General features: G+C 69.7%; 26 protein-coding genes. 15 read left to right on the top strand and 11 right to left on the bottom strand.

Translation table 11 applies throughout. The features are described from left to right. The first annotated feature begins 58 nt into the window (after nt 1-58). The 6 genes from fba to H566_RS0102400 all read left to right on the top strand — a co-directional run bounded on the left by fba (nt 59) and on the right by H566_RS0102400 (nt 6,175). Nucleotides 59-1,123 (top strand): class II fructose-bisphosphate aldolase, encoded by a 1,065-nt coding sequence (gene fba / locus H566_RS0102425; RefSeq protein ID WP_028310174.1) that lies wholly within the window; start codon nt 59-61, stop codon nt 1,121-1,123. Between the two features lie 221 nt (nt 1,124-1,344). After that, nucleotides 1,345-2,241 carry a phosphoribosylaminoimidazolesuccinocarboxamide synthase gene (locus H566_RS0102420; RefSeq protein WP_028310173.1) on the top strand — a complete coding sequence of 299 codons (897 nt, stop codon included), beginning with the start codon at nt 1,345-1,347 and terminating at the stop codon, nt 2,239-2,241. 149 nt (nt 2,242-2,390) lie between these two features. Further along, nucleotides 2,391-3,170 (top strand): trans-aconitate 2-methyltransferase, encoded by a 780-nt coding sequence (tam, locus tag H566_RS0102415; protein WP_028310172.1) that lies wholly within the window; start codon nt 2,391-2,393, stop codon nt 3,168-3,170. An 8-nt stretch (nt 3,171-3,178) separates the two neighbouring features. Next, nucleotides 3,179-3,691: a 5-(carboxyamino)imidazole ribonucleotide mutase gene (gene purE, locus H566_RS0102410; RefSeq protein ID WP_028310171.1), complete on the top strand. Its 513-nt coding sequence runs from the start codon at nt 3,179-3,181 to the stop codon at nt 3,689-3,691. A gap of 108 nt (nt 3,692-3,799) precedes the next feature. After that, entirely contained in the window at nt 3,800-4,990 is a 1,191-nt protein-coding gene (locus tag H566_RS0102405; protein WP_028310170.1) for a 5-(carboxyamino)imidazole ribonucleotide synthase, read from the top strand. A 12-nt stretch (nt 4,991-5,002) separates the two neighbouring features. Beyond that, nucleotides 5,003-6,175 (top strand): L-threonylcarbamoyladenylate synthase, encoded by a 1,173-nt coding sequence (locus H566_RS0102400; protein ID WP_028310169.1) that lies wholly within the window; start codon nt 5,003-5,005, stop codon nt 6,173-6,175. Between the two features lie 117 nt (nt 6,176-6,292). Here the strand turns inward: H566_RS0102400 and H566_RS0102395 are convergent, their stop codons facing one another. Together H566_RS0102395 and H566_RS0102390 are read right to left on the bottom strand one after the other, a co-directional pair. Continuing rightward, entirely contained in the window at nt 6,293-6,559 is a 267-nt protein-coding gene (locus H566_RS0102395; protein WP_034410673.1) for a SemiSWEET transporter, read from the bottom strand. A gap of 5 nt (nt 6,560-6,564) precedes the next feature. Then, nucleotides 6,565-6,999, bottom strand: coding sequence for a MarR family winged helix-turn-helix transcriptional regulator (locus H566_RS0102390; protein WP_028310167.1), 435 nt, complete (start codon nt 6,997-6,999; stop codon nt 6,565-6,567). A gap of 158 nt (nt 7,000-7,157) precedes the next feature. Here H566_RS0102390 and msrA point away from each other — a divergent pair, with 158 nt between their 5' ends. After that, entirely contained in the window at nt 7,158-7,691 is a 534-nt protein-coding gene (gene msrA, locus H566_RS0102385; protein WP_034410672.1) for a peptide-methionine (S)-S-oxide reductase MsrA, read from the top strand. A 10-nt stretch (nt 7,692-7,701) separates the two neighbouring features. On the opposite strand, the gene pdxH is transcribed toward msrA, so the two are convergent. Beyond that, a complete protein-coding gene (pdxH, locus tag H566_RS0102380) occupies nt 7,702-8,343 on the bottom strand; it encodes a pyridoxamine 5'-phosphate oxidase (protein ID WP_028310165.1) in 642 nt (213 codons plus the stop codon). Between the two features lie 319 nt (nt 8,344-8,662). Between pdxH and H566_RS0102375 the strand changes: the two genes are divergently transcribed. From H566_RS0102375 to H566_RS0102365, 3 genes are all read left to right on the top strand, one after another. After that, complete coding sequence (locus H566_RS0102375) at nt 8,663-9,262, top strand: LemA family protein (protein WP_028310164.1); 600 nt, start codon at nt 8,663-8,665, stop codon at nt 9,260-9,262. 139 nt (nt 9,263-9,401) lie between these two features. After that, nucleotides 9,402-10,292, top strand: a complete 891-nt coding sequence (locus tag H566_RS0102370) for a TPM domain-containing protein (protein WP_245591269.1) — start codon at nt 9,402-9,404, stop codon at nt 10,290-10,292. Between the two features lie 7 nt (nt 10,293-10,299). Then, complete coding sequence (locus tag H566_RS0102365; RefSeq protein ID WP_028310162.1) at nt 10,300-10,806, top strand: TPM domain-containing protein; 507 nt, start codon at nt 10,300-10,302, stop codon at nt 10,804-10,806. Nucleotides 10,807-10,816: 10 nt separating this feature from the next. On the opposite strand, the gene H566_RS0102360 is transcribed toward H566_RS0102365, so the two are convergent. Both H566_RS0102360 and H566_RS0102355 read right to left on the bottom strand, forming a co-directional pair. Then, on the bottom strand, nt 10,817-12,889 hold the full coding sequence (locus H566_RS0102360) for a 3-hydroxybutyrate oligomer hydrolase family protein (RefSeq protein ID WP_028310161.1): 2,073 nt from the start codon (nt 12,887-12,889) through the stop codon (nt 10,817-10,819). Nucleotides 12,890-13,265: 376 nt separating this feature from the next. Then, entirely contained in the window at nt 13,266-14,024 is a 759-nt protein-coding gene (locus tag H566_RS0102355; RefSeq protein WP_156924272.1) for a gamma-glutamylcyclotransferase, read from the bottom strand. Nucleotides 14,025-14,173: 149 nt separating this feature from the next. On the opposite strand from H566_RS0102355, the gene H566_RS0102350 reads away from it, so the two are divergent. Then, nucleotides 14,174-15,118 carry a tRNA threonylcarbamoyladenosine dehydratase gene (locus H566_RS0102350; protein ID WP_084544675.1) on the top strand — a complete coding sequence of 315 codons (945 nt, stop codon included), beginning with the start codon at nt 14,174-14,176 and terminating at the stop codon, nt 15,116-15,118. On the opposite strand, the gene trxA is transcribed toward H566_RS0102350, so the two are convergent. After that, nucleotides 15,119-15,979 (bottom strand): thioredoxin, encoded by an 861-nt coding sequence (trxA, locus tag H566_RS0102345; protein WP_028310158.1) that lies wholly within the window; start codon nt 15,977-15,979, stop codon nt 15,119-15,121. Nucleotides 15,980-16,381: 402 nt separating this feature from the next. Between trxA and ppa the strand changes: the two genes are divergently transcribed. Beyond that, nucleotides 16,382-16,912: an inorganic diphosphatase gene (gene ppa / locus H566_RS0102340; RefSeq protein ID WP_028310157.1), complete on the top strand. Its 531-nt coding sequence runs from the start codon at nt 16,382-16,384 to the stop codon at nt 16,910-16,912. Nucleotides 16,913-17,007: 95 nt separating this feature from the next. Here ppa and H566_RS22465 read toward each other — a convergent pair whose 3' ends face one another. The 3 genes from H566_RS22465 to H566_RS22455 form a co-directional block, all read right to left on the bottom strand. Further along, the gene (locus tag H566_RS22465) at nt 17,008-17,505 is read right to left on the bottom strand and encodes a TssQ family T6SS-associated lipoprotein (protein WP_245591268.1); all 498 of its coding nucleotides are present in this window, start codon (nt 17,503-17,505) and stop codon (nt 17,008-17,010) included. Between the two features lie 2 nt (nt 17,506-17,507). Beyond that, nucleotides 17,508-19,319 (bottom strand): serine/threonine-protein kinase, encoded by a 1,812-nt coding sequence (locus tag H566_RS27125; RefSeq protein ID WP_084544674.1) that lies wholly within the window; start codon nt 19,317-19,319, stop codon nt 17,508-17,510. Nucleotides 19,320-19,386: 67 nt separating this feature from the next. Continuing rightward, nucleotides 19,387-20,496, bottom strand: coding sequence for a GNAT family N-acetyltransferase (locus H566_RS22455; RefSeq protein WP_342668636.1), 1,110 nt, complete (start codon nt 20,494-20,496; stop codon nt 19,387-19,389). On the opposite strand from H566_RS22455, the gene H566_RS29870 reads away from it, so the two are divergent. Next, nucleotides 20,434-22,071 (top strand): NAD(+) synthetase, encoded by a 1,638-nt coding sequence (locus H566_RS29870; protein ID WP_245591267.1) that lies wholly within the window; start codon nt 20,434-20,436, stop codon nt 22,069-22,071. The genes H566_RS22455 and H566_RS29870 overlap by 63 nt on opposite strands. Nucleotides 22,072-22,162: 91 nt before the next feature. Beyond that, nucleotides 22,163-22,501 (top strand): P-II family nitrogen regulator, encoded by a 339-nt coding sequence (locus H566_RS0102310; protein ID WP_028310155.1) that lies wholly within the window; start codon nt 22,163-22,165, stop codon nt 22,499-22,501. 108 nt (nt 22,502-22,609) lie between these two features. On the opposite strand, the gene H566_RS0102305 is transcribed toward H566_RS0102310, so the two are convergent. Together H566_RS0102305 and trxB are read right to left on the bottom strand one after the other, a co-directional pair. After that, nucleotides 22,610-23,257, bottom strand: coding sequence for a Smr/MutS family protein (locus tag H566_RS0102305; protein ID WP_028310154.1), 648 nt, complete (start codon nt 23,255-23,257; stop codon nt 22,610-22,612). A 14-nt stretch (nt 23,258-23,271) separates the two neighbouring features. Then, a complete protein-coding gene (trxB, locus tag H566_RS0102300; RefSeq protein ID WP_034410314.1) occupies nt 23,272-24,234 on the bottom strand; it encodes a thioredoxin-disulfide reductase in 963 nt (320 codons plus the stop codon). A 170-nt stretch (nt 24,235-24,404) separates the two neighbouring features. Here trxB and H566_RS0102295 point away from each other — a divergent pair, with 170 nt between their 5' ends. Next, nucleotides 24,405-25,067, top strand: a complete 663-nt coding sequence (locus tag H566_RS0102295) for a Crp/Fnr family transcriptional regulator (RefSeq protein ID WP_051377888.1) — start codon at nt 24,405-24,407, stop codon at nt 25,065-25,067. Nucleotides 25,068-25,102 lie beyond the last annotated feature (35 nt).

Raw genomic sequence — 25,102 nt, 5'->3', positions numbered from 1 at the left:
GTGCCGGAGAGGGCGCGCGTGCCCCCGCTTTTCTCAATAGTGCCCTTGGAGGTTTGTCATGCCCCTCGTATCCATGCGTCAGCTCCTCGATCACGCGGCCGAAAACGGCTACGGGATCCCCGCCTTCAACGTCAACAACCTCGAACAGGTCACGGCGATCATGGAAGCGGCGAAGGAAACCGGCGCGCCCGTGATCATGCAGGCGTCGGCAGGCGCCCGTAAGTACGCCGGCGAGCACTTCCTCAAGCATCTGATCCAGGCCGCCGTCGAGGCCTATCCGGAAATCCCCATCGTCATGCACCAGGATCACGGCCAGTCGCCGGCGATCTGCCAGGGCGCGATCAACCTGGGCTTCAGCTCGGTGATGATGGACGGCTCGCTCCATGAAGACGGCAAGACGCCTGCCTCGTTCGACTACAACGTCGAGACGACCAAGAAGGTCGTTGAGCTGGCGCACAAGGTCGGCGTGACGGTCGAAGGCGAACTCGGCTGCCTCGGCTCGCTCGAGACCGGTCAGGCCGGCGAGGAAGACGGCATCGGCGCCGAAGGCGTGCTCGACCACGCCTCGCTGCTGACCGACCCCGAGGAAGCCGCCCAGTTCGTCAAGGCCACCGGCCTCGACGCGCTCGCGATCGCCATCGGCACCAGCCACGGCGCCTACAAGTTCACGCGCAAGCCCACCGGCGACATCCTCGCGATCAGCCGCGTGAAGGAAATCCACGCGCGCATCCCCAACACCCACCTGGTCATGCACGGCTCGTCGAGCGTGCCGCAGGAACTGCTGGCCGAAGTGCGCCAGTTCGGTGGCGACATGAAGGAAACCTACGGCGTGCCCGTGGAAGAACTCCAGGAAGCCATCAAGCACGGTGTCCGCAAGATCAACATCGACACCGACATCCGCCTCGCGATGACCGGCGCGATCCGCCGCTTCTTCGCCGAGCAGCCGGGCAAGTTCGATCCGCGCGAATACCTCAAGCCCGCGCGCGAAGCCGCCAAGAAGCTGTGCGCCCAGCGCTACCGCGAGTTCGGCTGCGAAGGCCAGGGCGCGAAGATCAAGGCCGTGACGCTGGTGGACATGGCCGCCGCCTACGCCTCGGGCAAGCTGGCCCAGCAGGTGCTGTGATGACGCGGGCGGCGCCTGCCGCCCGTCGGCTGCCGCGTCGCATGCCTTTGCGCATCGCGATGCGGGCCCGGTGCATCGGGCGCTTGCAATAAACTCGCGCCCTTGCGCAACGGCACAAGCCTTGCGCGCGGTGCAGCCGGCACCTCACGCCGCGTCCCGTCCGGGCGCGGCGTTTCGCTTTTCTGGCGGCGCGAATGCCGCATTCGATACAGGACATCCCGATGAGCACGCTGTACCAATCGTCGATCGCTTCGCTGCCGCTGCTGGGCCGCGGCAAGGTGCGCGAGAACTACGCGGTCGGTGACGACAAGATCCTGATGGTGACGAGCGACCGTCTCAGCGCCTTCGACGTGATCATGTCCGAGCCCATTCCCGACAAGGGCCGCGTGCTGACCGCGATGGCGCTGTTCTGGTTCGACAAGCTCGGCGGCATCGTCCCCAACCATCTCACCGGCATCGCGCCCGAGAGCGTCGTCGCCGAGGGCGAGGTGGAGCAGGTGCGCGGCCGCGCAATGGTCGTGAAGAAGCTCAAGCCCATCCCCATCGAGGCGGTGGTGCGCGGCTATCTCGCGGGCAGCGGCTGGAAGGAGTACCAGGAAGGCGGCGAAGTGTGCGGCGTCAAGCTGCCGGCCGGCCTGCAACAGGCGAGCAAGCTGCCCGAACCGATCTTCACCCCGGCCACCAAGGCCGAGATGGGCGACCACGACGAGAACATCAGCTTCGAGCGCGCCGCCGAGATCATCGGCGCCGAGCTCGCCGCCAAGGTGCGCGACACGAGCATCGCGCTCTACAAGGCGGCCAGCGAGTTCGCGGCGACGAAGGGCATCATCATCGCCGACACCAAGTTCGAGTTCGGCCTTGATGACGCCGGCACGCTCACGCTCATGGACGAGGTGCTGACGGCCGATTCGTCGCGCTTCTGGCCGGTCGAGGGCTACCAGCTCGGCATCAGCCCGCCGAGCTACGACAAGCAGTTCGTGCGCGACTACCTCGAAACCATCACCACCTGGGGCAAGACCGCGCCCGCGCCGGCGCTGCCGCCCGAGGTGATCGCCAAGACGAGCGAGAAGTACCGCGAGGCGCTGGTGCGCCTGACCGGCAGCGACCTGCCAGCCTGAGCGCGGAGGATGGGAGCGGCCGGCGGGCCGCGCCAGTCCGCGCGCGGCCCGCCGGCCGCTCCGGTCTGCAACCGGTGAGCCGGTTCGATGGCCGAGCCGCCGCGCGCGGCCTGCGCTACGCCCCATCCCTATCGCCCAAGGAGTTGTCCATGACCCGTCCCGACTGGAACGCCAGCCTTTATCTGAAGTTCGAGGACGAGCGCAGCCGGCCGGCGCGCGACCTGCTCGCCCAGGTGCGCAACGCCGCGCCGAGGCAGGTGATCGACCTCGGCTGCGGCCCGGGCAACTCGACCGAACTGCTCGCCGCGCGCTGGCCCGACGCCGAGATCGCCGGCCTCGACAGCTCGCCCAACATGCTGGCCGAGGCGCGCAAGCGTCTGCCGCGGGCGCGCTTCGAGCTGGCCGACCTCGCGAGCTGGCTGCCCGACCGCGAATACGACGTCATCTTCGCGAACGCGGTGTTCCAGTGGCTGCCCGACCATCCGGCCATCCTGCGCCGGTTGCTGGAGTCGCTCGCGCCCGGCGGCACGCTCGCCGTGCAGATGCCCGACAACCTCGCCGAGCCCTCGCACCGGCTCATGAAGGACGTGGCGGCGGCTGGGCAGTGGGCCGATCGCCTTGCGGGCGCGGCGCGCGATCCGCTGCCGGCGGTGCGCGATTACTACGATCGGCTGGCGCCTGTGGCGGCGCGGATCGACCTCTGGCACACCCACTACAATCACGCCCTTTTTGGCGCCGCCGCCGTCGTGGAATGGGTGTCGAGCACGGGCCTCAAGCCCTTCCTCGATCCGCTCGACGAGACCGAGCGCGCCGATTTCATCCGGCAGTACACCGCCGCCATCGCGGCGGCCTATCCGCTGGCGGAAGACGGCAGACTGCTGCTGCGCTTCCCCCGTCTGTTCATCGTGGCCGAGCGCGGCCAAGCCTGAGGAATGCCATGAGCAAGCCCGTCGTCACCAATCCCGTCATCGGCATCGTCATGGGCAGTTCCAGCGACTGGGACGTGATGCGCCACGCGGCCGAGATGCTGGAGCGCTTCGGCGTCGCCTTCGAGGCGCGCGTGGTGTCGGCCCATCGCATGCCCGACGAGATGTTTGCCTACGCCGAGGCCGCCGTCGGCCGGGGCCTCAAGGCCATCATCGCTGGCGCGGGCGGCGCGGCCCATCTGCCGGGCATGATCGCGGCCAAGACGACGGTGCCCGTGCTCGGCGTGCCGGTGCCGTCCAAATACCTGCGCGGCGAGGATTCGCTGCTGTCGATCGTGCAGATGCCCAAGGGCATTCCGGTCGCCACCTTCGCGATCGGCGAGGCGGGCGCGGGCAACGCGGCGCTGTTCGCGGTCGCACTGCTGGCGTCGGCCGGTGACGCTGCGCTCGCCGAGGCGCTGCTGAAGTTCCGCGCCGAGCAGAGCGCCGCCGCGCGCGCGATGACGCTGCCGCCGGCCAACTGATCCGCGCGGCGGGCGGTGGCGGCGTTGCCCGCCTCGCCCGCCGCTTCCCGATGCCGGGCGCCCAGTGCGGCCGGTCCGTCTTCTTCCGCCTTCCGTCTCGCCATGGCCCTGACCGCCGTTCCCAGTTCGCAACTGCCCCTGCCCATCCTGCCCGGCGCCTGGCTGGGCATGCTCGGCGGCGGCCAGCTCGGCCGCATGTTCTGCTTCGAGGCGCAGGCGATGGGCTATCGCGTGCTGGTGCTCGATCCCGACGCGCACAGCCCGGCCGGTGCCGTGGCCGACCGCCATCTGCGCGCCGCCTATGACGATGCCGCCGCGCTCGACGAGATGGCGCGCGTCTGCCGCGCCGTCACCACCGAGTTCGAGAACGTGCCGGCGCCCACGCTCGCGCGGCTCGCGCGCGACTGCCTGGTCGCGCCGGGCGCGTCGGCGGTGGCGATCGCGCAGGACCGCATCGCCGAGAAGCGCTTCATCCAGACGGCGGGCCAGCGCGTCGCGCCGCATGCGGTGATCGAGTCGGATGCCGATCTCGATGACGCGGTCATCGCGCCGCTGCTGCCGGGCGTGCTCAAGGTCGCGCGCCTCGGCTACGACGGCAAGGGCCAGGTGCGTGTGAGCACGCCGGCCCAGGCGCGTGCCGCCTTCATCGAGATGGGCCGCGTGCCTTGCGTGCTGGAGCAGTTCCTCGACCTCGACTTCGAGGTGTCGGTGGTGTGCGCGCGCGGCCATGACGGCCGCACCGCGAGCTTTCCTGTGGTGGAGAACGTGCATCGCGCCGGCATCCTGGCCGTGACCACGGCGCCGAGCCCGCGCGCCGACGCGAGCCAGGTCGCGGCCGCGCGCGAGGCCGCGCTCACGATCGCCGACATGCTGGGCTACGTCGGCGTGCTGTGCGTCGAGTTCTTCGTGCTGCGTGACGGCTCGCTGGTCGTCAACGAGATGGCGCCGCGTCCGCACAACTCGGGCCACTACAGCATCGAGGCCTGCGTCGTGAGCCAGTTCGAGCAGCAGGTGAGGGCGCTCGCCGGTTTGCCGCTGTCCAGCGGCCATCAGCACAGCCCGGCGGTGATGCTCAACCTGCTCGGCGACGTTTGGTTCGACGAGGAAGGCCAGCTGCGCGCGCCGCGCTGGACCGAGGTGCTTGCGATCGAGGGCGCCAAGCTGCATCTGTACGGCAAGGCCGATCCGCGTCGCGGCCGCAAGATGGGCCACATCACCTGCGTCGGCCCGACGGTCGAGGCGGCGCGCAATGCCGCGATCCGCGCGGCCGAGGTGCTCGGCCTGCCGCGTCCGGCCTGACGGGGGCGCCGCATGGCACGCGTGATCGCCGCCGACGCGGCCGGCATCGAGCAGGGCATTGCCGCGCTCGCGGCAGGCGAGCTGGTCGCGCTGCCGACCGAAACCGTCTACGGCCTTGGCGCCGACGCGACCCGGCCCGACGCGGCGCGTGCCGTGTTCGCCGCCAAGGGCCGGCCGGCCGATCACCCGCTCATCGTCCATGTGCTCGGTGCCGATGATCTCGACGCCTGGGCCGCCGAGGTGCCGCCGCTGGCGCGCGCGCTCGCGGCCGAGTTCTGGCCCGGGCCACTCACGCTCGTGCTCAGGCGCGCCGACGGCGTGTGCGACGAGGTGACGGGCGGGCAGGACACGGTGGGACTGCGCTGTCCGGCGCATCCGGTGGCGCGGGCGCTGATCGCGGGCCTGGCGCGGTGCGTGGCGACTCCCGCCGCGCAGCCCGCGCCAGTCGCCGATCCGGTGGCGGCCGGCATGATGGAAGGCCGTGAGCCGTCGGCGGAGGTGCCGCCGCCCGCGCGCCGTCGCGTCGGCATCGCGGCGCCGTCGGCCAACCGTTTCGGGCGCATCAGTCCGAGCCTCGCCAGTCATGTGGCCGAGGACTTCGCCGATCTCGACCTGCTCGTGCTAGACGGTGGCGCCTGCGAGGTCGGAATCGAATCGACGATCGTCGATCTCACGCGCGGCGCGCCGGTCGTGCTGCGGCCCGGCGCGATCACGCCGGCCCGGATCGCGTCGGTCGCGGCGCGGCTCGCGGCCAACGCCGGGAGACCGCATTCGGTGGCTTCCGCCGGCGACCCGGACGCGAAGGCCGGAGCCCCGGCCACGTGCGGCGAGCCGGTGCCGGCACCCGTTGCCGCGTCTGCATCCGCGCCCGCGCCCAGGGTGTCGGGCTCGCTCGATTCGCATTACGCCCCGCGCAAGCCACTGCGGCTGATGTCGTCCGACGAGATTCGCGCCATTGCCGATCCGGCCGACTGGGCGCTCCTAGCCTTCGACGTGCCCGCCGGCGACTGGGCCTGGCAGGTGGCGGCGCCGCGCGATCCCGCCGCCTTCGCCCACGGCCTGTACGCCTGGTTGCATGCGATGGACGGCTCCGGCGCCGCCCGGTTGGCCATCGAGCACCTGCCCGTGGGCGAGGACTGGGCGGCAGTGGCCGACCGCCTGCGCCGGGCTGCCTTCAACGGCTGACCGTTCACCGTGCCCGGCCGAGGCGGCCTCATCGCCGAACGCTGCCGTCATCCACGGCGCGGCTTCAGCCCGGACGGGCCTTCTTCTTCAAGACCGGGCCTCCGACCAGAGGGGCCGTCAGCCGAAGCGCAGCTTCATTCCGAGAATGAACAGCGCGAGTCCCAGCGTCACCGCATTCGCGATCGTCACCGGCCAGGAGCCAATCATCACGCCATAGGCCAGCCACAGCGCCACGCCGGTCGTGAAGATCGAATACATCCCGAGCGACACACCGTCGGCGCGTCGTGTGCGCCAGGTGAGCAGTGCCTGTGGCACGAAGGCGCCTGTGGTGCACAGCGCGGCGAGATAGCCGACGACTTCGAGCTGGAATGCGGTGAGGGCCATGAGCGTCATTCGCCGTCGATCATGCGGCGCAGCAATTTCTTGAGGGTGTCGATCTCGTCGTCGGAAAACTGGCGCAGCGCCGCCGATTCGGCCATGCGCGCGCGGCGCAGCAGGTCGCGCACCAGTTCCTTACCGGCGTCGGTGGTGAAGATCGTGGTCTGGCGCTTGTCGATCTCGCCGGTCTTGCGCTCGACCAGCCCTTGCATCGACATGCGGTCGATGATCTTCGTGACAGTCGGTTGCTTGGCCATGACGATCTCGGCGAGTTGTCCGATCGTCAGGCCGTCGCCGTCCGACAGCGTCGCGAGCACGCGCCACTCGGTAGGTGCAAGCTTTTGCTTCTCGACTTCCCTGAGAAACTCCGACGAAATCGCATGGCTCGCCCGCGTCAGCAGCGACGAAAGAAAATCATCGACGAAGCGGGTACGTTTGCGACTCATCTCGGCTCCAGGGCGTCGCGTCAGGGACTTGAAACTTCCGCGTGGCGATATACCTAGGAACCATCATATATGAAAATTCATCCAAGACGGGTCACGGCTTCCGGGTGGAACAAACCGTCCGGCCCGCGCAAGGGGAGGAGACAGCAATGAGCGAGGCGATGGCAGGCGAGGAAATCGCAACCCTGGGTGGCGGCTGCTTCTGGTGCATCGAGGCGGTGTTCGTCGAGGCGGCGGGCGTGCTCGGCGTCGAGTCGGGCTATGCCGGCGGCGATGTCGATCATCCGACCTACCGCGACGTGTGCAGCGGCCGTACCGGCCACGCGGAGGTGGTCAGGGTGCGCTTCGACCCGAGCAAGGTCAGCTACCGCGAGCTGCTGGAAGTGTTCTTCGCGGTGCACGATCCGACCACGCTCAACCGCCAGGGCAATGACGTGGGCACGCAGTACCGCTCGGTCGTCTACTTCCATTCCGACGAGCAACGCGCGACGGCCGAGGCCGTCATCCGCGAGCTGGCTGCCGAACTGCGCCGGCCGATCGTGACCGAGTTGTCGCCCGCGCCGCGCTTCTGGCCGGCGGAGGACTATCACCAGGGCTATTTCGCGGCCAATGGCCACGAGCCTTACTGCCAGTTCGTGGTCGCGCCCAAGGTGGCCAAGTTCCGCGACAAGTTTTCCGAACTGCGGCGGCGCTGAGCGGCCTGCTTCAGGGCGCGAGCCGCTCGATGCGCCAGCCGCCGGCCTCGCGCACATAGCGCAGCCGATCGTGCAGGCGCGAGGGGCGGCCCTGCCAGAACTCCATCACGTCGGGCACGAGGCGGTAGCCGCCCCAGTGCTCGGGGCGCTGCGGGCTGTCGCCGAGCCTGACGCGGTATTCGGCCTCGCGCGCTTCGAGAAAGGCGCGGTCCGGAATCACCTGGCTTTGCGGGCTGGCCCAGGCGCCGAGGCGCGAATTGACCGGCCGCGAGTGGTAGTAGGCGTCGGATTCGGCGGGCGAGAGCTTTTCGACCTTGCCCTCGATGCGCACCTGCCGCTCCAGCTGCACCCAGTGGAACTGGAGCGCCGCGAACGGATTGGCGGCCAGTTCGCGGCCCTTGTTCGACGTGTAGTTGGTGAAGAAGCTGAAGCCGTTGTCGAGGCCCTTGACGAGCACGACGCGCGACTTGGGCCGGCCGTCGAGGCCGATCGTGGCGAGCGTCATCGCGTTCGGCTCGGGGATTTCGGCGCGCTGGGCTTCGGCGAACCATTGCGCGAACTGCGCGAGCGGATCGGCATGGACGGCGGCCTCGTCGAGCGCGGCGCGCGCGTAGTCGGTGCGGATGTCGGCGAGGCTGAGAGGCGTGGTCATGGCGTGCTTTCGGTGTTGCGGAGGTACGGGGGCTGCCGATCGGAAGTCGGCACTGAGGCCGGAGTGCGGCGAGGCGCGACGGCTGGTGCCGGTCCGGTCGGCAGACTTCGATCCGATTGTAGGAGTCGGGTTCGACGGGGGCTTGACGGTCGGCAAGCAGGTGGCGGCGTCGGCCCGCGCCCGGGTGGGCCGTACCGCTTTGGCTACTCCGGCGTGCGCGCGGGATGGCGCCCCGCCGCTTGCCCTTCGCCCCGCCTGCGATGACGATGCCGGCGGTCGCATCCCGGGCCACCGACCGGCCCGCTTTCACGGAGGAAACATGGTTTCGCGTCTTTGGCTCGTGTTCGCGGTGCTCGCCGGCCTTCTGCTCGGCGGCTGCGGCTACAACGATGTGCAGCGCCAGGATCAGGCGGTGAAGGCGGCCTGGGCCGAGGTGCTGAACCAGTATCAGCGCCGCACCGACCTCATCCCGAACATGGTGGCGACGGTCAAGGGCGAGGCCAACTTCGAGCAGGAGACGCTGACGCGCATCGCCGATGCGCGCGCCTCGGTGGGCCGGCTGAACGTGTCGCCCGAGACGCTTGACGATCCGGCCGCCTTCGCGCGCTTCCAGCAGGCGCAGAGCCAGCTCGGTGGCGCGCTGTCGCGGCTGCTGGCGGTGAGCGAGAACTATCCCAACCTCAAGGCCAACGCCGCCTTCCAGGACCTGCGCGCCCAGCTCGAAGGCGCCGAGAACCGCATCGCCATCGCGCGCAAGCGCTACATCGACGCCGTGGCCCAGTACAACACCACGATCGCGCTGCTCCAGAACAAGCTGGGCGCCACGCTCGCGGGCGCGAAGGAGAAGCCGCAGTTCACCGTGGCCGACGAGGCGGCGGCGAGCCGGCCGCCGACGGTGGATTTCGGCGGCGGCAAGTAAGGCCGGCGCCATGCACGTGAAGGCGTTATGGCTTGTGCGGGCGTCTGGCGATCTGGGTCCTGTCGGAGCGGCGGCACGGCCCGGCGGGCGACCCGGGCGGCAGTTGGCAGGCGCATGGCTCGCCCGCGCCTGGGCCATCTTGCTGGCCGTCCTGCTGGCGCTGCCGGCCGCCTTCGCGCAGGAACTCGTCGCGCTGCCGCCGCTCGCGCGCGTGACCGACACGACGGGCACGCTCACGCCGGCCCAGCGCGAGGCGCTCGACCACAAGCTGGCCGGGTTCGAACTGGCTCATGGCAGCCAGATCGCGGTGGTCATGCTGGCGAGCACGAAGCCGGAGCCGATCGAGATGTTCGGCAACCGGCTGGGCGAGGCCTGGAAGCTCGGCCGCAAGACGGAAGGCGACGGGCTGCTGCTCATCGTCGCGCGCGACGACAAGCGGGTGCGCATCGAGGTGGCGCGCGCGCTCGAAGGCGCGGTGCCCGATGCGGCGGCGGCGCGGATCATCCGCGAGCGCCTCGGGCCGGCGTTCTCGAAGGGCGACTTCTACGGCGGCATCGACGGCGCGCTCGACGCGATCTTCGAGCGCATCGAGGCCGAGGGGTTGACGCCGGGCCAGGGCGCGGACGGATCGGGCACGGCGGAACCGGATGCGGCGCGCCGCGCCGCATCCGACCTTGCGCCGCTGCTGCTGCCGATGTTCCTGGCCGGCCTGATTGGCGGCGTGGTGCTGAAGGCCATCTTCGGCCGCTTCGGCGCGCTGCTCGCCGGCGGTGGCGTGATGGCCGGTGCGCTCGTTGTCGGCCTCTCGCTCGTGCTGGCGCTCGCGGCCGGGCTGTTCGTGCTGATGCTGGTGCTGGCCATCGGAAGCGGTCGGGGCGGCGGTGGTTGGGGTGGCGGCCTGCCGGTGGTGATTGGTGGCGGCTCGTCAGGCAGCTCGGGCTGGAGTTCGGGTTCCGGTGATGGCGGTGGCTTCAGCTCGGGCGGTGGTGGCGACTTCTCGGGCGGTGGCGCGTCCGGTTCCTGGGATTGAGATGGCGATGACGATTTCGCGCTGGCGCCGGCTGTTGCGCCATCTGGCCTGGCCGTCGTGGCGCGTGCGGCGCGCGCTGGACGCGGCCGTGCTCGACGCGATCGCCGCGAGCATCGCCGCCGGCGAGCGTCGGCATGAGGGTGAGCTGCGTTTCGTGATCGAGGGCGGCCTGCCGCTGGCCGAGCTGCTCGCCGGCACCTCGCCGCGCGCGCGGGCGGCGGCGCTGTTCGCGCGGCTCGGCGTCTGGGACACCGAGCGCAATACCGGCGTGCTCGTCTACGTCGGGCTGGCCGACCGGGCGGTGGAGATCGTTGCCGACCGGGGCGTGGCGGCCGCCGTCGGCGCGGCCCGCTGGGCCGGGATCTGCGCCGCGATGCAGGCCAGCTTCGCGCGGGCCGACTGGCGTGGCGGCGCCGAGGTCGGCCTTGGCGCCATCCACGACGCGCTGGCCGAGGTAGCGCCGGCGCGGCCGGGCAATCCCAACGAGCTGCCCGATCGGCCGGTCCTGCTCTGACGGCGCAGCTTCAGTTCGGCACGTTCAGCCGGTTGTTGCTGAAGCTGATGAGGTTGCCCGCGTCCACCGAGCTGGAGATGGCCGGCAGGTTGGCCGTCGTGAGCGCTGGCGCCGCGCCGTCCGAGCCGCCGCGCGGCGTTGCGCGCACCACCTGCGACACCGGCAGCGCGGCGTTCGACTTGAGCTTCGCCCACATGAGGTTGAGCGCCTGGAGGTTGTAGTAGTGGACGGGAATGAAGCGCGTGTCGAAGCCCGCCAGCCCCAGGAAGCCGTCGAAATGCTGGCCGTTCGTGACCTCGATGTAGCTCAGCTTACTGCTCGCGCCTTCCACCGACTTGTTCGCCGCCAGATAGGCGCGCGAGGCATGGTTGACCGGCACCAGCGCATCGGAGCGGCCCTGCACGATCAGCGCCGGCTTGCCGTGCAGGTTGCCCGTCAGGCGGATCTCGGCCACGCCGGCCTTCACGCGCTGGGCCAGCGCCGAATTGCCGGTCCACAGCGTGCGCAGGCAGTCCGCGCCCACGTAGCCGAAATCGCCGTTGGCGAGGTAGTGGCGGATCGGGCCGCCGGTGGCCGAGTTGAGCACCAGGTTGACCGTGGACGACGGCGGCACGCCGTTGCCGCTGGCGAAGATCGTCGGCATCGGCGAGGCGGCGGGCGCGGCCGGCCTGCCGTTGCTGTCGACGGTGGCGAAGCTGTAGTCGCACAGGTTGTCGAGCACCGACGAGCGGCTGTAGGCGTTGGCATAGGTCACGGCCACGGCCTGGGTCGCGCTCAGCGCGAAATGCGAGGCATGCAGCAGATCGCTCTCGCTCTCCCAGCCGGCCGCGTGCAGCGCCGCGAGCGCCGCCGCCGACTGCGCGGCGAAGCTGCCGCCGCTGATGTAGCCGCCCGCCACGAGCGCCGCGCAGCGCGCCTGGGCATCGGCTTGCGTGACCGATGCCTGGAACGGCGAACCGCTGGCCGCTGCCGCCCAGGCCGCGCAGGGCTGCATGAGGTTGGCGACCGTCACGTAGTCGTAGAGCGGCCGGCCCGCGCTCGGCACCGTCACGCCGTTGCGCGCGATGCTCACGCCCGCCGGCAGGTTGACGTACACCTGCGGCTCGCCCACGACCACCGCGTCGATGAGGCCGGACGTGTCCTGCTCGGCCGCCGCCAGCGCCGCGCCGCCGCCGTTCGACACCGATGACGCGATCACCGTCGTGTTGGCGGCGGTGAAGGTGCGCAGCGCCTTGTTGTCGCTGTTGCGATCCCCCTTCAGCTCGTTGAGCTGGTAGAGCGCGAATTCGATCGCGCGCAGCGTCGACTTGCCCCAGTCCTTCTCCGGGTTCTGCTGCGAATGCGCATGCTTGTAGGCATAGCGGTTGGGCCAGGTGGTATTGAACGCGCTGCGCTGGGCGCTGGTGATGTCGGCGGTGAACAGGCTGTCCTTGCCGGCCGTCGTCGCATTGGCCGTGAGCCCGTTGATGAGCGTGACCGTGTTGCTGCCCAGTTCGTGCGCGCCGTTGCCGCTGCCCTTGTCGGTATAGGCCACGGCGCAGCCGCGCTTGAGGCCCCATTCGCCGGCCGCCGACACCGCGCCGTACACGCCGCGCGAGCCGGACGAGGTGGCAGTGACGATGCAGGGGTTCGCCTTGCTGAAGCTGGCGGGGATCTGGACCATGACCGTCACGTTCTGCGCGCCGTTGCCGTCGTCGGCGAAGGCGAGCGATTCGGTCCCGGCGATCTTGCCCGCGCCCAGCGTGTCATTGCCTTCGAGGTCGATGTTCGGGCCCCAGAGCCGGCCGTAGCCGCCGTTGGTGGTCATGTCCACCAGCGCGCGGTAGTTCACGTAGATCGTGTTCTTGCGGATCTCGGCGGCGGTGGGTGAGGCGGCATTGGCATAGCCGGGCGCCGCGCCCGCGAGGCCGTCCTTGCCGAGGCCGGCGGTGAGCAGGTCGTCGCTGCCGCCGTCGTAGCTGGCGGTGCTGACGCTGCCGAGCCAGCTTGGCTTGCTGTTGAGGTCGTTGTCGTTGCCATCGACCTCCCAGCACGCGCCTAGCGCGAGCGGGGCGATGAGCGCGAGCCAAAGCCTGTTCTTCATGAATCGATCTCCCTGGATGGCCGGCGCGCCGGATGTGGCGCCGCGGGCGGCGCGCGCCTGCGATGGGCGCGGTCGGCGCCGGCCGCGCAAGCTTGGTTGCGCGCATGTTGCGCGACCAATCGGGAAATCACCTCGGCTGAAACAGCCGTCACGCTTCACGCAAACATGCTGGGGCGACGTGGCTCGCCGGCCGCGCTGCGGCCGCTGTCGGCCCGGACGGTCGCGACCATCGCGGCCCAAGCGGCCCAAGCGGCCCAAGCGGCCCAAGCGGCCCAAGCGGCCCAAGCGGCCCAAGTGGCCCAAGTGGCCCAAGCGGCCCAAGTGGCCCAAGTGGCCCAAGCGGCCATCGCGGCCCAAGCGGCCGGAGGGGCTCGCGTCAGCCGAGCAGCGCGGCGACCCGCTCCAGCCCGGCATCGTGGATGCCGTGGCCGCGCAGCGCCGCGACCGTGTGCAGCACGTAGTCGCGGCTGCTGCCGCAGCGGCCATGGGCGGCGCGGCGCAGCACCTCGGCCACCTGGGCGTCGCCGAGATGGCCGGCATAGCAGGGCAGCTCGCGGTTTATGGCGAAGGCAAGGGCACTGATCGGGCCGCGCTCGGTGCGTGTGCGCAGGAACACGGGCAGATAACTGCCACGCTTCATCTCGCGCTGCCACAGCCGGGTGAAGGCGTCGCGCACGTCGCGCGCCGGCAGGCGGTAGGCCACGCCGTCGCAACTGCCGCCGGCGTCAAGCCCGAGCACGAGGCCCGGTGCGGCGCAGGTGCCGCGCGTCAGCGTGCTCCACAGGCAGAGTCGGCGATGCAGGCCGTGCACCCGCGCGCGGCGCGCTTCGATGTGGGCGAATTCTGGCTTCCAGATCAGCGAGCCATAGGCGAAGACCCAGACATCGCTCGCTCCATCCCAGCCGTCGAGCGTGGCGTCGATGCTGGCGCCGAGCCGGGTGTCGTCCCAGATCGGCGTGGCGGCGATGAGGGCGCCGATGCGTGTGAGGTCGAGCGGCGCGGTGGCGGGCGGGAAGGCGGGCGTGGCCGGGGCGGCGTCATGCCGCGCGGCCGGTTCGCAGGGCGGCGCGTCGTCATCGCGCCGGGCTGGCGGCTCGGCGGCGGGGACGAAGGCGTGATCGAGACGGTCTGACATGACGGTGCAAGGCGCGCGTGGGCGAAACGGCCATCGGATTGTAGGTCGCCGCCGACGCGCCGACCGGTGCTCGAAACCGCGATGAGCGGCGGCGTCCGGCGGCATTTGGGACAATCCCGCCCCCGCAAGCCACGACCCGCGAAGCACCGATGACTGACCAGAATCCGGCAGCACCCGCCCTCCAAGCAGGGATCGCGCCGCCCTCCGCCGTGCATCCCGCACCGGCCCTCAGTGGCGATGCGACTGGCGCGGCCCCGGCGGATGCCGTCGCCGATCGGGCCGACGCGCCAGCCGCCCAAGCCACGTCCGCCGAAGCCGCAGCCGACCATGAGGACTTGCGGGCGCGCCGCATCGGCGGCATCGCGCGGCTCTACGGCGCGCCCGCCGCCGCGCGGCTCGACGCGATGCGGGTGGGCGTCATCGGCATCGGCGGCGTGGGCTCGTGGGCGGCCGAGGCGCTCGCGCGCTCGGGCGTCGGTACGCTGCGGCTGGTCGATCTCGACCACATCGCCGACTCCAACATCAACCGTCAGGTGCATGCGCTGGAAGCCGAGGTCGGCCGCGCGAAGGTCGAGGCGATGGCCGCGCGCATCGCGGCGATGGGCACCGGCTGTGCGGTGGAAACGGTCGATGACTTCCTGACGCCCGACAACCTCGCCGAAATCACCGCCGGCTGCGACGCGGTGCTCGACTGCATCGACGACATCAAGGCCAAGACGGCGCTCGCCGCGCATGCGCGCAAGGCGGGACTGAAGCTGATCGTCTGCGGCGCGGCGGGCGGCAAGCGTGACGCCACGGCGGTGCGTATCGACGATCTGGCGCGGGTGCGCAACGACCCGCTGCTCGCGCGGCTGCGCACGAAGCTGCGCAAGGAACACGGCTTTCCGGCCGGCGGCGCGAAGAAAGTAACGGCCTTCGGCGTGATGGCGGTGTTCGTGGATGAACCGCCCGCCGCCGCTCCGGTGGCCGCCTGCGCGCCCGGCGCGGCGCTGGCCTGCGCCGGCTACGGCTCGGCCATGCATGTCACCGCGACGGTCGGCCTTGCGGCGGCGGGCTGGCTGCTGGATATGGCGGCGCGCGAGGCCGCCGTCTGATTACTTGAGGATTGCCGACGACAGCGCGCGGCGGAAACGGCTCACGAGCGGCGCGTTGTCTGCCGCGAGGTCGAACACCTGGATCATCGTGCGACGGCCGTAGTCCTCGTCGAAGGCGCGGTCGGCCTGCACGATTTCCAGCAGCTGCTCCAGCGCCTGCTCCCAAGCCTGGTGGGAGATGTACAGCTGGGCCAGCTCCTTGCGCGCATCGAGATCGCGGCCGTTGGCGGCGATGCGCGCCTCCAGTTCGGGTGCGGCGGGCAGGGCGTTCTGCTGCTTGAGCGCGTCGAGATGGGTTTGCAACGCCTGGATGTGCGGCGCGAACTCGGGGTCGGACTTGGTGCGCGGCGACAGCGCCGCGAGTTGACCCTCGGCGCCGTTGGCGTCGCCCTTGTCGAGCAGCAGGCCGATCAGGTCGAGGCGCGGCATGTCGTTGGCCGGGTCGAGCGCAAGCGCGGTGCGCAGCGCCTCGATCGCGCCCTCGACGTCGCCCTGCTCCAGCAGGTCGCGCGCCTTGGCGTGCTCGACGTCGCTCGGATTCGGCACCAGCCGCTCGATGAACTGGCGCAGCTCGCCTTCGCTCACCGCGCCCATGAACTGGTCGACCGGCCGGCCGCCGGAAAACGCGACTACATACGGAATCGAGCGGATGCGGAAGGCTTGCGACAGCTCGGGGTTCTCGTCGGAATTGATCTTCACGAGCTTGAAGCGGCCGGCGTATTCGGCTTCGAGACGTTCGAGCATCGGGCCGAGCGTCTTGCAGGGGCCGCACCACGGCGCCCAGAAGTCCACGAGCACGGGCTGCTGCAGCGAGGCTTCGATGACGTCCTGCTGGAAGGTGGCGATGGTTGTGCTGCTCATGGCGGAATCCGATGCTGTGAAGTAGTACGGAACAGGTGAAGGCGTGGCGTGCAGGCTTCAATGCCGGGAGAAGCGCGGCATTCGTCCTCCTTGGCCGGGCTTTTGCGGGCAAAGTTCACGTAAGCGCGCCGCCCGATTATCCCGCAGGCTGCCTGCCGGACCGGCCTCGACGCTGCCTGTCGAAGCTTCCTGCGATGCAAAACGTGCTGGCTATAATCCGCGCGCCTCGCAACCGGGCCGGCCGATGCGATCCATCCGATCCGGCCCGCAGCCACCAGAACAGACCCGCGCCAGCGAGCGACGGGCGCTCCTCCGGGAAGCCGTCTTCGCCCGTCGCGCGCCATCCGCGATCCGGATTCCAGTTCCGCCGAACCCGATTCACTACCACTGCAAAGCCATCCCATGAGCTTCGACAAAATCCCCGCCGGCAAGTCCCTGCCCGAAGATTTCAACGTCGTCATCGAGATTCCGATGAACGCCGACCCGATCAAGTACGAAGTCGACAAGGACTCGGGCGCGCTGTTCGTCGACCGCTTCATGATGACCGCCATGCACTATCCGGCGAACTACGGCTACATCCCGCAGACGCTCGCGGGCGATGGCGATCCGGTGGACGTGCTCGTGCACACCCCGTTCCCGCTGCTGCCGGGCGTCGTCGTGCGCTGCCGCGCGGTCGGCATGCTGCGCATGGAAGACGAAGGCGGCGTGGACGCCAAGCTGCTGGCCGTGCCGGTCGACAAGATCTGCCCGCTGTTCACGCACTGGCAGGGCATCAAGGACGTGCCGGAAATCCGCCTGAAGCAGATCCAGCATTTCTTCGAGCACTACAAGGATCTCGAAGCCGGCAAGTGGGTCAAGGTGCTGGGCTGGGACGACAAGGAAGCCGCCCACGGCGAAATCCTCGACGGTCTCAAGAACTACAAGGCCGAGTGATGCGGCGCCGCCCCCACGCGGGCGGCAATGGCAGTGCCGGACGGCGGACTCCTCCTCGGGAGTTCGCCGTCTTTTCTTGCCGGCACGCCGCAGGGCTAGGGCGTGCCGGCTCTGCGCGGCATTGCCGGCGGCACGACCGGCATCTCGATGCCGGCGGCGGGCGCCGTGCCTCGCACCCGGCGATACACCGGCCCCCAGGCGGGATGGCCCTCCTCGGCGCGGCTGAGCGCGAAGCGCGGATCGGCGTCGATCGCGGCGCGGAAGGCCAATTCGCAGGCGCTTTCGCGGCCCGAGGTGCAGTAGATGAAGGCGAGGTACTTCTGCGCCGTGGCCTTGTCGCGCGGGGCGCGCAGGTCGAGCACCAGTGAGCGTTCGAGTTCGCGCTCGGCGGCGGGATAGTCGCCGTCGTCGTACAGGCGCATGCCGGTGAGCAGCGCCTGCTCGGCCGGGCGCGCGAGCATCTCGGTGACGGAAGGCGGCGGCGGATTGATGACGGCGCACGCCGACAGGGCGAGCGCGACGAGACTGGCGGCGAGCGCCGCGCGAGCCTCCGGACGCCTGCGACGCGCCGGGGCGGAAGTGTGTCGATGCACGGTCAGAACTTGTGACGGATGCGGGTGGTGCCGTTGGACTGGATGTCGGCGCTCGTGCGGTAGGTCGGGAAGTCGCCGTTGCGGATCTCGATGCTGTAGCTGCCCGGCGCCAGCTTGAGCGACGACAGCGGCGGCGTCAGACCGCGCGACTGACCGTTGATGAAGACTTCACCCCAGGGGCTGACCGCGACTTCAAGTGTGCCGGCGATGACGGCCGGCGCGGGCGCGGGCAGGTCGCGCACCGCCGGGCGGACGGGCGCTGGCGCCGACCGCGCGGCGCGGCTGGCGGACGGGGCCTTTGCCGGCTCGGCCGGCAGGCCGGCGACAACCCGCGGCGGATCGCGGGTGCCGGCGGCGCTCGTGGGCGGAAGCGCGTCGGGCGCGAGGCCGGTGACGCTGGGGACGGACGGCGGCGGCAGCGCGCGCGGGGCGGCGCTGGCCGGGGTGGCGGCGGTGTTTGGGGTGGGCGCGGCGCCGACCACAGGGCCGGCAGGCAGGCTCGACGGTGGCGGGGCCGAGGGCGCGGCCTGCGGATTGGCCTGGGCGCCGGCCGTGGCGGGAAGCGCGGCGCCTGTGGCCGGCTCGGGCGGGCGGGGCGCCGGGTCGGCTCCGGCGGCTGTGGTGACCGGCGCCGCCGTGGCGGTCGGCGCCGGCGGGGCACCATCGCGTCCGGCATGCACCGCAGCCGTGCCATCGGTGGAGCCGGGCTCGCTCGGCGGCGAGGTCGCCGGTGCCGGTGCCGGGATGGGCTGGCGTGCGCCGGCCGTCGCGCCGGTTTGCGGCGGTGTCGCGGTCGTCGCGCCCGACGAGCTTTCGCGCCCCGACTGCCACAGCGCCACGCCGGCCGCCACCATCAGCGCGGTCGCGAGTGCGAGGCTGCGGCGTCGCGTCGGCGTGCGCACTACCGAGTCAGGCAGGGCGGCGCCGATGCGGTTGACGAGCCGCTGCACATCCAGCCGTTCGAGCTGGTGGCGCAGATCGCTGGCGAGGGCGCGCGCATCCGGATAGCGCTGTTCGGGCTGGCGGGCGAGCGCACGCGACACGATGGCCGCGATCTCGATCGGCACCTCGGGATTGAGCGTCTGAGGCGGCGCGATCGGGGCGCCGACGATGTTCTGCGTCAGCTCGTCGAGCGTGCGGCCGCTGAACGGCAGCCGGCCCGTCAGCACCTCGTACATCACGACGCCGAGCGAGAACACATCCGAGCGGCCGTCGAGCGGCCGGCCCTGGATCAGCTCGGGCGACATGTAGTTGGGCGTGCCCACCAGCGCGCCGCGCCCGCGCTGCGCCACCGGCTGGCCGAGCGACGCCGCCTGGGCGATGCCGAAATCGAGCACCTTCGGCCCCGACTTGGTCGTGAGGAAGATGTTGGCCGGCTTGATGTCGCGGTGGACGATGCCGTGGCGGTGGGCATAGTCGAGCGCGTCGGCCACGCGCGTGAACAGTTCGAGAAACTCGCGCAGCGGCATCGGCGTGTCGCGCTGGAGCCGCTGCTTCAGCTCCTGGCCGTCGAGCCGTTCCATCGCGATGTAGGGCACGCCGTCCGAACGACCGGCGTCGTACACGGTGATGATGTGCGGATGGTTGAGCCGGGCGACGGCGCGCGCCTCGTTCAGCAGGCTGTCCTCGAACACCCGCGCCTCGGCGGGCGCGAGATGCACGCTCAGCGTCTTGATGGCGAGCGCGCGATGCAGCACCGGGTCATGCGCGAGATAGACGGTTCCCATCGAGCCGACCCCTAGGGCCCGCTCGATCCGGAAGCGCCCGATCGTCATGACGTCGGGCAGGGGAATCGCGCCGCTCGCTGCATTCATGGCGACCGATTATAGGCGGGCACATTTCTCTCACCCGCCGCAATAAGCCGAAGTTTCGCCTGTCGGTTCAAGGGCTTGCATCAGCCGCCGGGCGGTCGAATTTATCGGTTTGACGAAAGGGGGCATGCGCTTCGAGTTCGTCGATGTAGCGCTCGATGCCGGCCGATTCGCGTTCCAGATAGCGCTGGACGGCATCGGAGAATTCCTGATGCGCAAGCCAGTGAAAGCTCCGCATCTCCGTCGGGAGAAATCCGCGCGCGAGCTTGTGTTCTCCCTGAGCGCCACCCTCGAAATGCCTGATGCCGCGCTCGATGCAGAACTCGATCGCCTGGTAGTAGCAGGCCTCGAAATGCAGGCAGGGGATGTGGGCGAGCGCGCCCCAGTAGCGGCCGTAGAGCGTGTCGGCGTCGAACAGGTTGAGCGCGGCGGCGACGCGCTGGCCGCCGTGGCGGGCGATGACGAGCAGCGCCTGCTCGCTCATGGTGGCGCCAAGCCGGGCAAAGAATTCGAGGTTCAGATAGGGCCGCGAATTGTGCTCGCGGTAGGTGTTGACGTAGCAGCGATGGAAAAAGGCCCAATCCTCCGGCGTGATGTCGGCGCCGGTCAGGCGCTCGAAGCTCACGCCGGCCGCCGCGACCTGGCGTCGTTCGGCACGGATCTTCTTGCGCTTGGGCTGGGCGAGGCTGGCGAGGTAGTCATCGAAGCCGGCCCAGCCCGGGTTGTGCCAGTGGAACTGCACGTTGCCGCGCCTGAGCAGGCCGGCTTGGTCGAGCAGGGCGGATTCCTCGGCATCGGTGAACAGCAGGTGCAGCGATGACAGCCCGCTTTCCTGCGCATGCCGCAGCAGCGCGCGGGCCAGTTCGGCGCGGGTGTCGGCATCGACCGCGAGCAGCTTGGGCGCGCCCACCGGCGTGAACGGGATCGCGCACAGCAGCTTGGGGTAGTAGTCGAGGCCGTGACGGTCGTAGGCCTGGGCCCAGGCCCAGTCGAACACGTACTCGCCCCAAGAGTGGTGCTTGCGGTAGAGCGGGGCCGCGCCCACCAGCTCGCCGCCACGCCAGAGCGTGAGATAGCCGGGCTCCCAGCCGGTGGCGGGCGACGCGCTGCCGCTTTCATGGAAGGCGTGCAGATACTCATGCCGCAGCGCTGGGTGGAGCCGCCCGGTTGCCGTCCGCACCAGCGCATTCCAGCGCTCGGCGCCGATCTCGGCGAGGTCGGCGACCAGCCGCGTACCATCGTCCGCATTCCCGGTTTGCATCGCGACGCTCATGGCGATCGAGTCCTTCCCGGCCGGCGCAGTCCGGCCAATGTGCCTGTGGTGTTCCGAAGCCCGCGGCGGTGCCGCATGACGCTGAAGATCGCGCTCGCCCAGATTGGTTGCGTGCCCGACGATCCCGACGGCACGCTCGACCGCGCCATCGCGGCCTGCCGCGAGGCGGCGGCGTGCAAAGCCGACATCGTGCTGCTCCCTGAGGCAACCGTGCAGGGTCCGTGCCCGGACGGGCCGCCCGAGCGCCTGCGCGCGGCGCTGGCCGACTGGCCCGACCTCGCCGTGGTGCTCGGCTGCCGGGGGGGCGGCAGCGTCCTGCTCGGCGGACGCGAGCTGGCGCGGCTGCATGACGGCAGCGACGAGCCGCGCCGCGTCGCGCTGCCGGGCGTGACGGTGGCGATCGTGTTTCCCGACGAATTCTTCGCGCTGGCAGAAGGCATCGCGGGGGTGGCGCCGATCGAGACTTCGGTTGCAGTGCTCGCGCCCCGGCTCGCGGGCGCCGAACTGCTGTTGACGCCAGCGGCCTGGCCGGCCTTCATCGACGAACTCGACTCGTGCGAGCGGGTACCCGCCGAGGTCGCGGCACGGCTGCGCCTGCCGCTGCTGTGCGCGAACGCGGTCGGCGGCGACGACCGGTTGCGGTTTGCCGGCGCCTCGTTCGCGCTCGATGCCTACGGCCGTCAGCAGGTGCGGCTGCCGCTGGCGACGCCGGCGCTCGCGCTGGTCGAACTGGACCCAGCCGGGCCTGCCGACGACCGTCATCTCGCGTTGCGCCGGGGCGTCGTGGCGCCGCTGCTCGCGCCCGAGGCGCAATGGCACCGGCTGCTGATCGCCTTCCTGCGCGAGCGCGTGCGCGGCACGGCGCGGCTGGCGGATGACGGCGACATCGGCGCGGCGGTGCTGAGAGCGCTGTGCGCTGAGGCGTTCGATGCCGGCACGGTCGCTGCGCGCTCGATCAGGCACGGCGAGGACGGCTTGCCCACCGATGCCGCCGATGCCGCCGATGTCGCTCCGACGCTGCTGCTCCCGGCCGACCGAAGCAGCCTTGCCGTCGGTGCGCGTCCCGTTCCGACGGCCCGGGGTGATGTGTCGTCCGGCGTCGGAGCGGCTGCTGCGGGAGCCGTCGTCCCGCGCCGTCTCGCGCCGCTCGGCAACCTCTATCGCGGCGAAGTCATCCGGCTCGCGCGCTGGCTGATGGAGCAGGGCCTGGCCGACATCCCGCGCGACCTGCAGCTCGTCGCCCGTGCCAGCCTGCGCGATGCCGGCGGCTCGCCGCTGCCGCCCTGCGACATCGTCGATGCCATTCTGACGCTCGAACTCGACGCGTCCGAACCCGAGGGCCGCATCCGCGCGGGCGGCTACGAACCGGACGTCATCGACCGCCTGCTGGCCGCCGTGCGTCGCATCGACGCACAAGGATCGGACGTCATCGTCATTCCACGTTGGCGCCGATGCCAACTAGCGGGAATGAAAGAGGGCTGACAGGGCATACTCCGGCGCAGTCGTGCATCCAGAGGCGGGACGCCGCCAACCCTCCATGTCCGCCCAGATCATTCCCCTCCGGAGAACCAACATGAAAAAGATCATCGCGATCATCAAGCCGTTCAAGCTCGAGGAAGTCCGCGAGGCGCTCGCTGTGGTCGGTGTCACCGGCCTCACCGTCACCGACGTCAAGGGCTTCGGTCGCCAGAAGGGCCACACTGAGCTGTATCGCGGCGCCGAGTATCTGGTCGACTTCCTGCCCAAGGTGCGCGTCGAGGTGATCGTCACCGCCGACAAGGTCGATCCGATCATCGAAGCCATCATCGCCGCAGCCCGCACCGGCAAGATCGGCGACGGCAAGATCTTCGTGCAGAGCGTCGAGCAGGTTCTCCGCATCCGCACCGGCGAGACCAACGAGGCTGCCATCTGACCGACAGGTCGGCGCGGCGGGCGGCATCGGCCGCATCCGCGAAGGCCGGCGGTCCGCCGGCAGAGTTTCGGCACCGGTCCACCTCGCGCGCACCGGTTCGTCATGCCCTCAGCGCGTTGCGCGCAGCAGCACGATCAGCGCTCCCGCCCCGCCATCCGGGGCACGCGCCTGGCAGAACGCGATGACTTCGTCGCGCTGTACCAACCAGCGTTTCACCTTTCCCTTCAGTACCGGCTGCCGGTCCTTCGAGCCCAGGCCCTTGCCGTGCACGACCCGCACGCAGCGCAGGCCGCTTCGCAGTGACTGACGCAGGAAATCCCCCAACAGTTCGCGTGCCTCGTCGGTGCGTGCACCGTGCAGGTCGAGTTCGGCCTGGATGACCCAGTGCCCGCCCCGCAGCTTGCGCACCACTTCCGGTCCGAGCGTCTGGCGATGCCAGCCGAGGTCGGCGTCCGATTCGAGCAGCGACGCCGGATCGAAATCGTCGGATAGCGTCTGCGCGAGCGCCGCGCGTTCGTCGGCCTCGCGCTGGCGCGGCTGGGGATCCGACGGCGGACGGGGATGCTCGGCCGTCGGAGGCCGTTGCAGCGGGGTCACCGCACCGACGGCCCGCTCGAACTCGCGCGCGGCGGCATCGCGCCGCGCCGCTTCCTCACGGGCCAGCCGTTCGGCCTCGGCGCGGGCGCGTTGCTCGGCTTCGAGCGCCTTGCGCAGTCCGCCCAGTTCCGCCAGCGAATTCACCCGCTTCGCCGTCATGCCCGGTCCCGTGGTCAGTGACCCGTGTCGAGCGCTTCGAGATAGCGCTGGGCGTCGAGCGCGGCCATGCACCCGGTGCCCGCCGACGTGATCGCCTGACGGTAGATGTGGTCCTGCACATCGCCGGCCGCGAACACGCCGGGCACGCTGGTTGCCGTCGCCATGCCGTTCTGACCGCCGCGGGTGCTGATGTAGCCGCCGTTCATCTCGAGCTGACCTTCGAAGATGTCGGTATTCGGCTTGTGGCCGATCGCGATGAACACGCCCATCAGTGCGATGTCCTCGGTGCTGCCGTCGAGCGTGCTGCGAATACGCACGCCAGTCACGCCGCTGTCGTCACCTAGCACTTCATCAAGGGTGCTGTGCAGCTTGAGGACAATCTTGCCCTCTCGCACCTTCTCCATGAGCGTATCGACCATGATCGGCTCTGCGCGGAATTTGTCACGCCGATGAATAAGAGTAACTCGACTCGCGATGTTGGAAAGGTATAGCGCCTCCTCGACTGCGGTATTTCCACCACCGACCACGCACACCTCACGCTGCCGATAGAAAAAGCCGTCGCAGGTGGCGCAAGCCGAAACACCGCGGCCGTGGAAGGCGGTTTCGGAAGGCAATCCAAGATATTGGGCGCTCGCTCCGGTCGCGATAATCAGTGCATCGGCAGTGTATTCGCTGCTGTCGCCAATCAGCCGTATCGGCTTTTCATGCAGCTTTACGGTGTGGATATGATCGAAAACGATTTCGGTATTGAAACGCTGTGCATGTTCCAGAAAGCGCTGCATGAGCTCCGGCCCTTGCACGCCCTTGGGGTCAGCAGGCCAATTGTCCACTTCGGTCGTGGTCATGAGTTGGCCGCCTTGCGCAATTCCGGTCACCAGCACGGGATTGAGATTGGCTCGCGCCGCGTAAACGGCGGCGGTGTAGCCGGCAGGTCCGGAGCCGAGAATCAATACCCGGCAATGTTTCTGATTCGCCATGTTGTTCCGATGCGATACGGGGAAAGTCTTATCAGTGCCGCGCTTGCGTCATGCAAGGCGTTTCACACTGAGGGTCCAAAACGTCGAGCATTGAATGGACATTTGCCAAGCCTTTGATTATAAAAGGCCGAGATAGAACCTTTCCGTATTCGAGTTTTCGTCAGGTCACAATGTCCACCAACGTCGAGATGCTGCGCCGGGTGCCGCTTTTCTACGGCCTCGATGATGTTCAGCTTGAACTTCTCACACGCACCCTCGTGCGCAAGGCGTTCCCGAAGAACCGGGTCATCGTCACCGAGGGTCAGCCGGCTGACAACATGTTCATCATCATCGCCGGTCGCGCCAAGGTGCAGATCGCTGATTCCGATGGCAAGGAAGTCATTCTGGCCGTGCTCGGGCCGGGCGAATTCTTCGGTGAGATGAGCCTCATCGACAATAATCCGTCGTCGGCATCGGTCATCACCATCGAACAGTCGCATTTCATCGTCGTCAGCAAGGATGACTTCCGGCGCCATCTCGCCGGCAACCCCGAGGTGGCGATGAACATCATGCGCGGCCTCGTGCGCCGTCTGCGCGTGGCCGACAAGAAGATCGAGACGCTCGCGCTGCTCGATGTCTACGGCCGCGTGGCGCGCGTCCTGCTCGATTTCTCCGAACTCATCGATGGCAAGCGTGTTGTCCGCCACAAGCTGCCGGCACGCCAGGAAATCGCCAAGATGATCGGAGCTTCGCGCGAGATGGTTTCTCGGGTCATGAAAGACCTCGAAAACGACGGCTATTTCGTCGAGCGCGATGACGGCACGATCATCATCAACGAGCGCGAACCGGCCTGATCGGCCATTTGGCCTCCAGGGCGAGACCTATAATC

It is taken from the genome of Derxia gummosa DSM 723, assembly GCF_000482785.1.
Taxonomy (GTDB): Bacteria; Pseudomonadota; Gammaproteobacteria; order Burkholderiales; family Burkholderiaceae_E; genus Derxia; species Derxia gummosa.
Note: the sequence above shows the minus strand (reverse complement) of the source record. Positions and strands in the feature narration are given on the sequence as shown.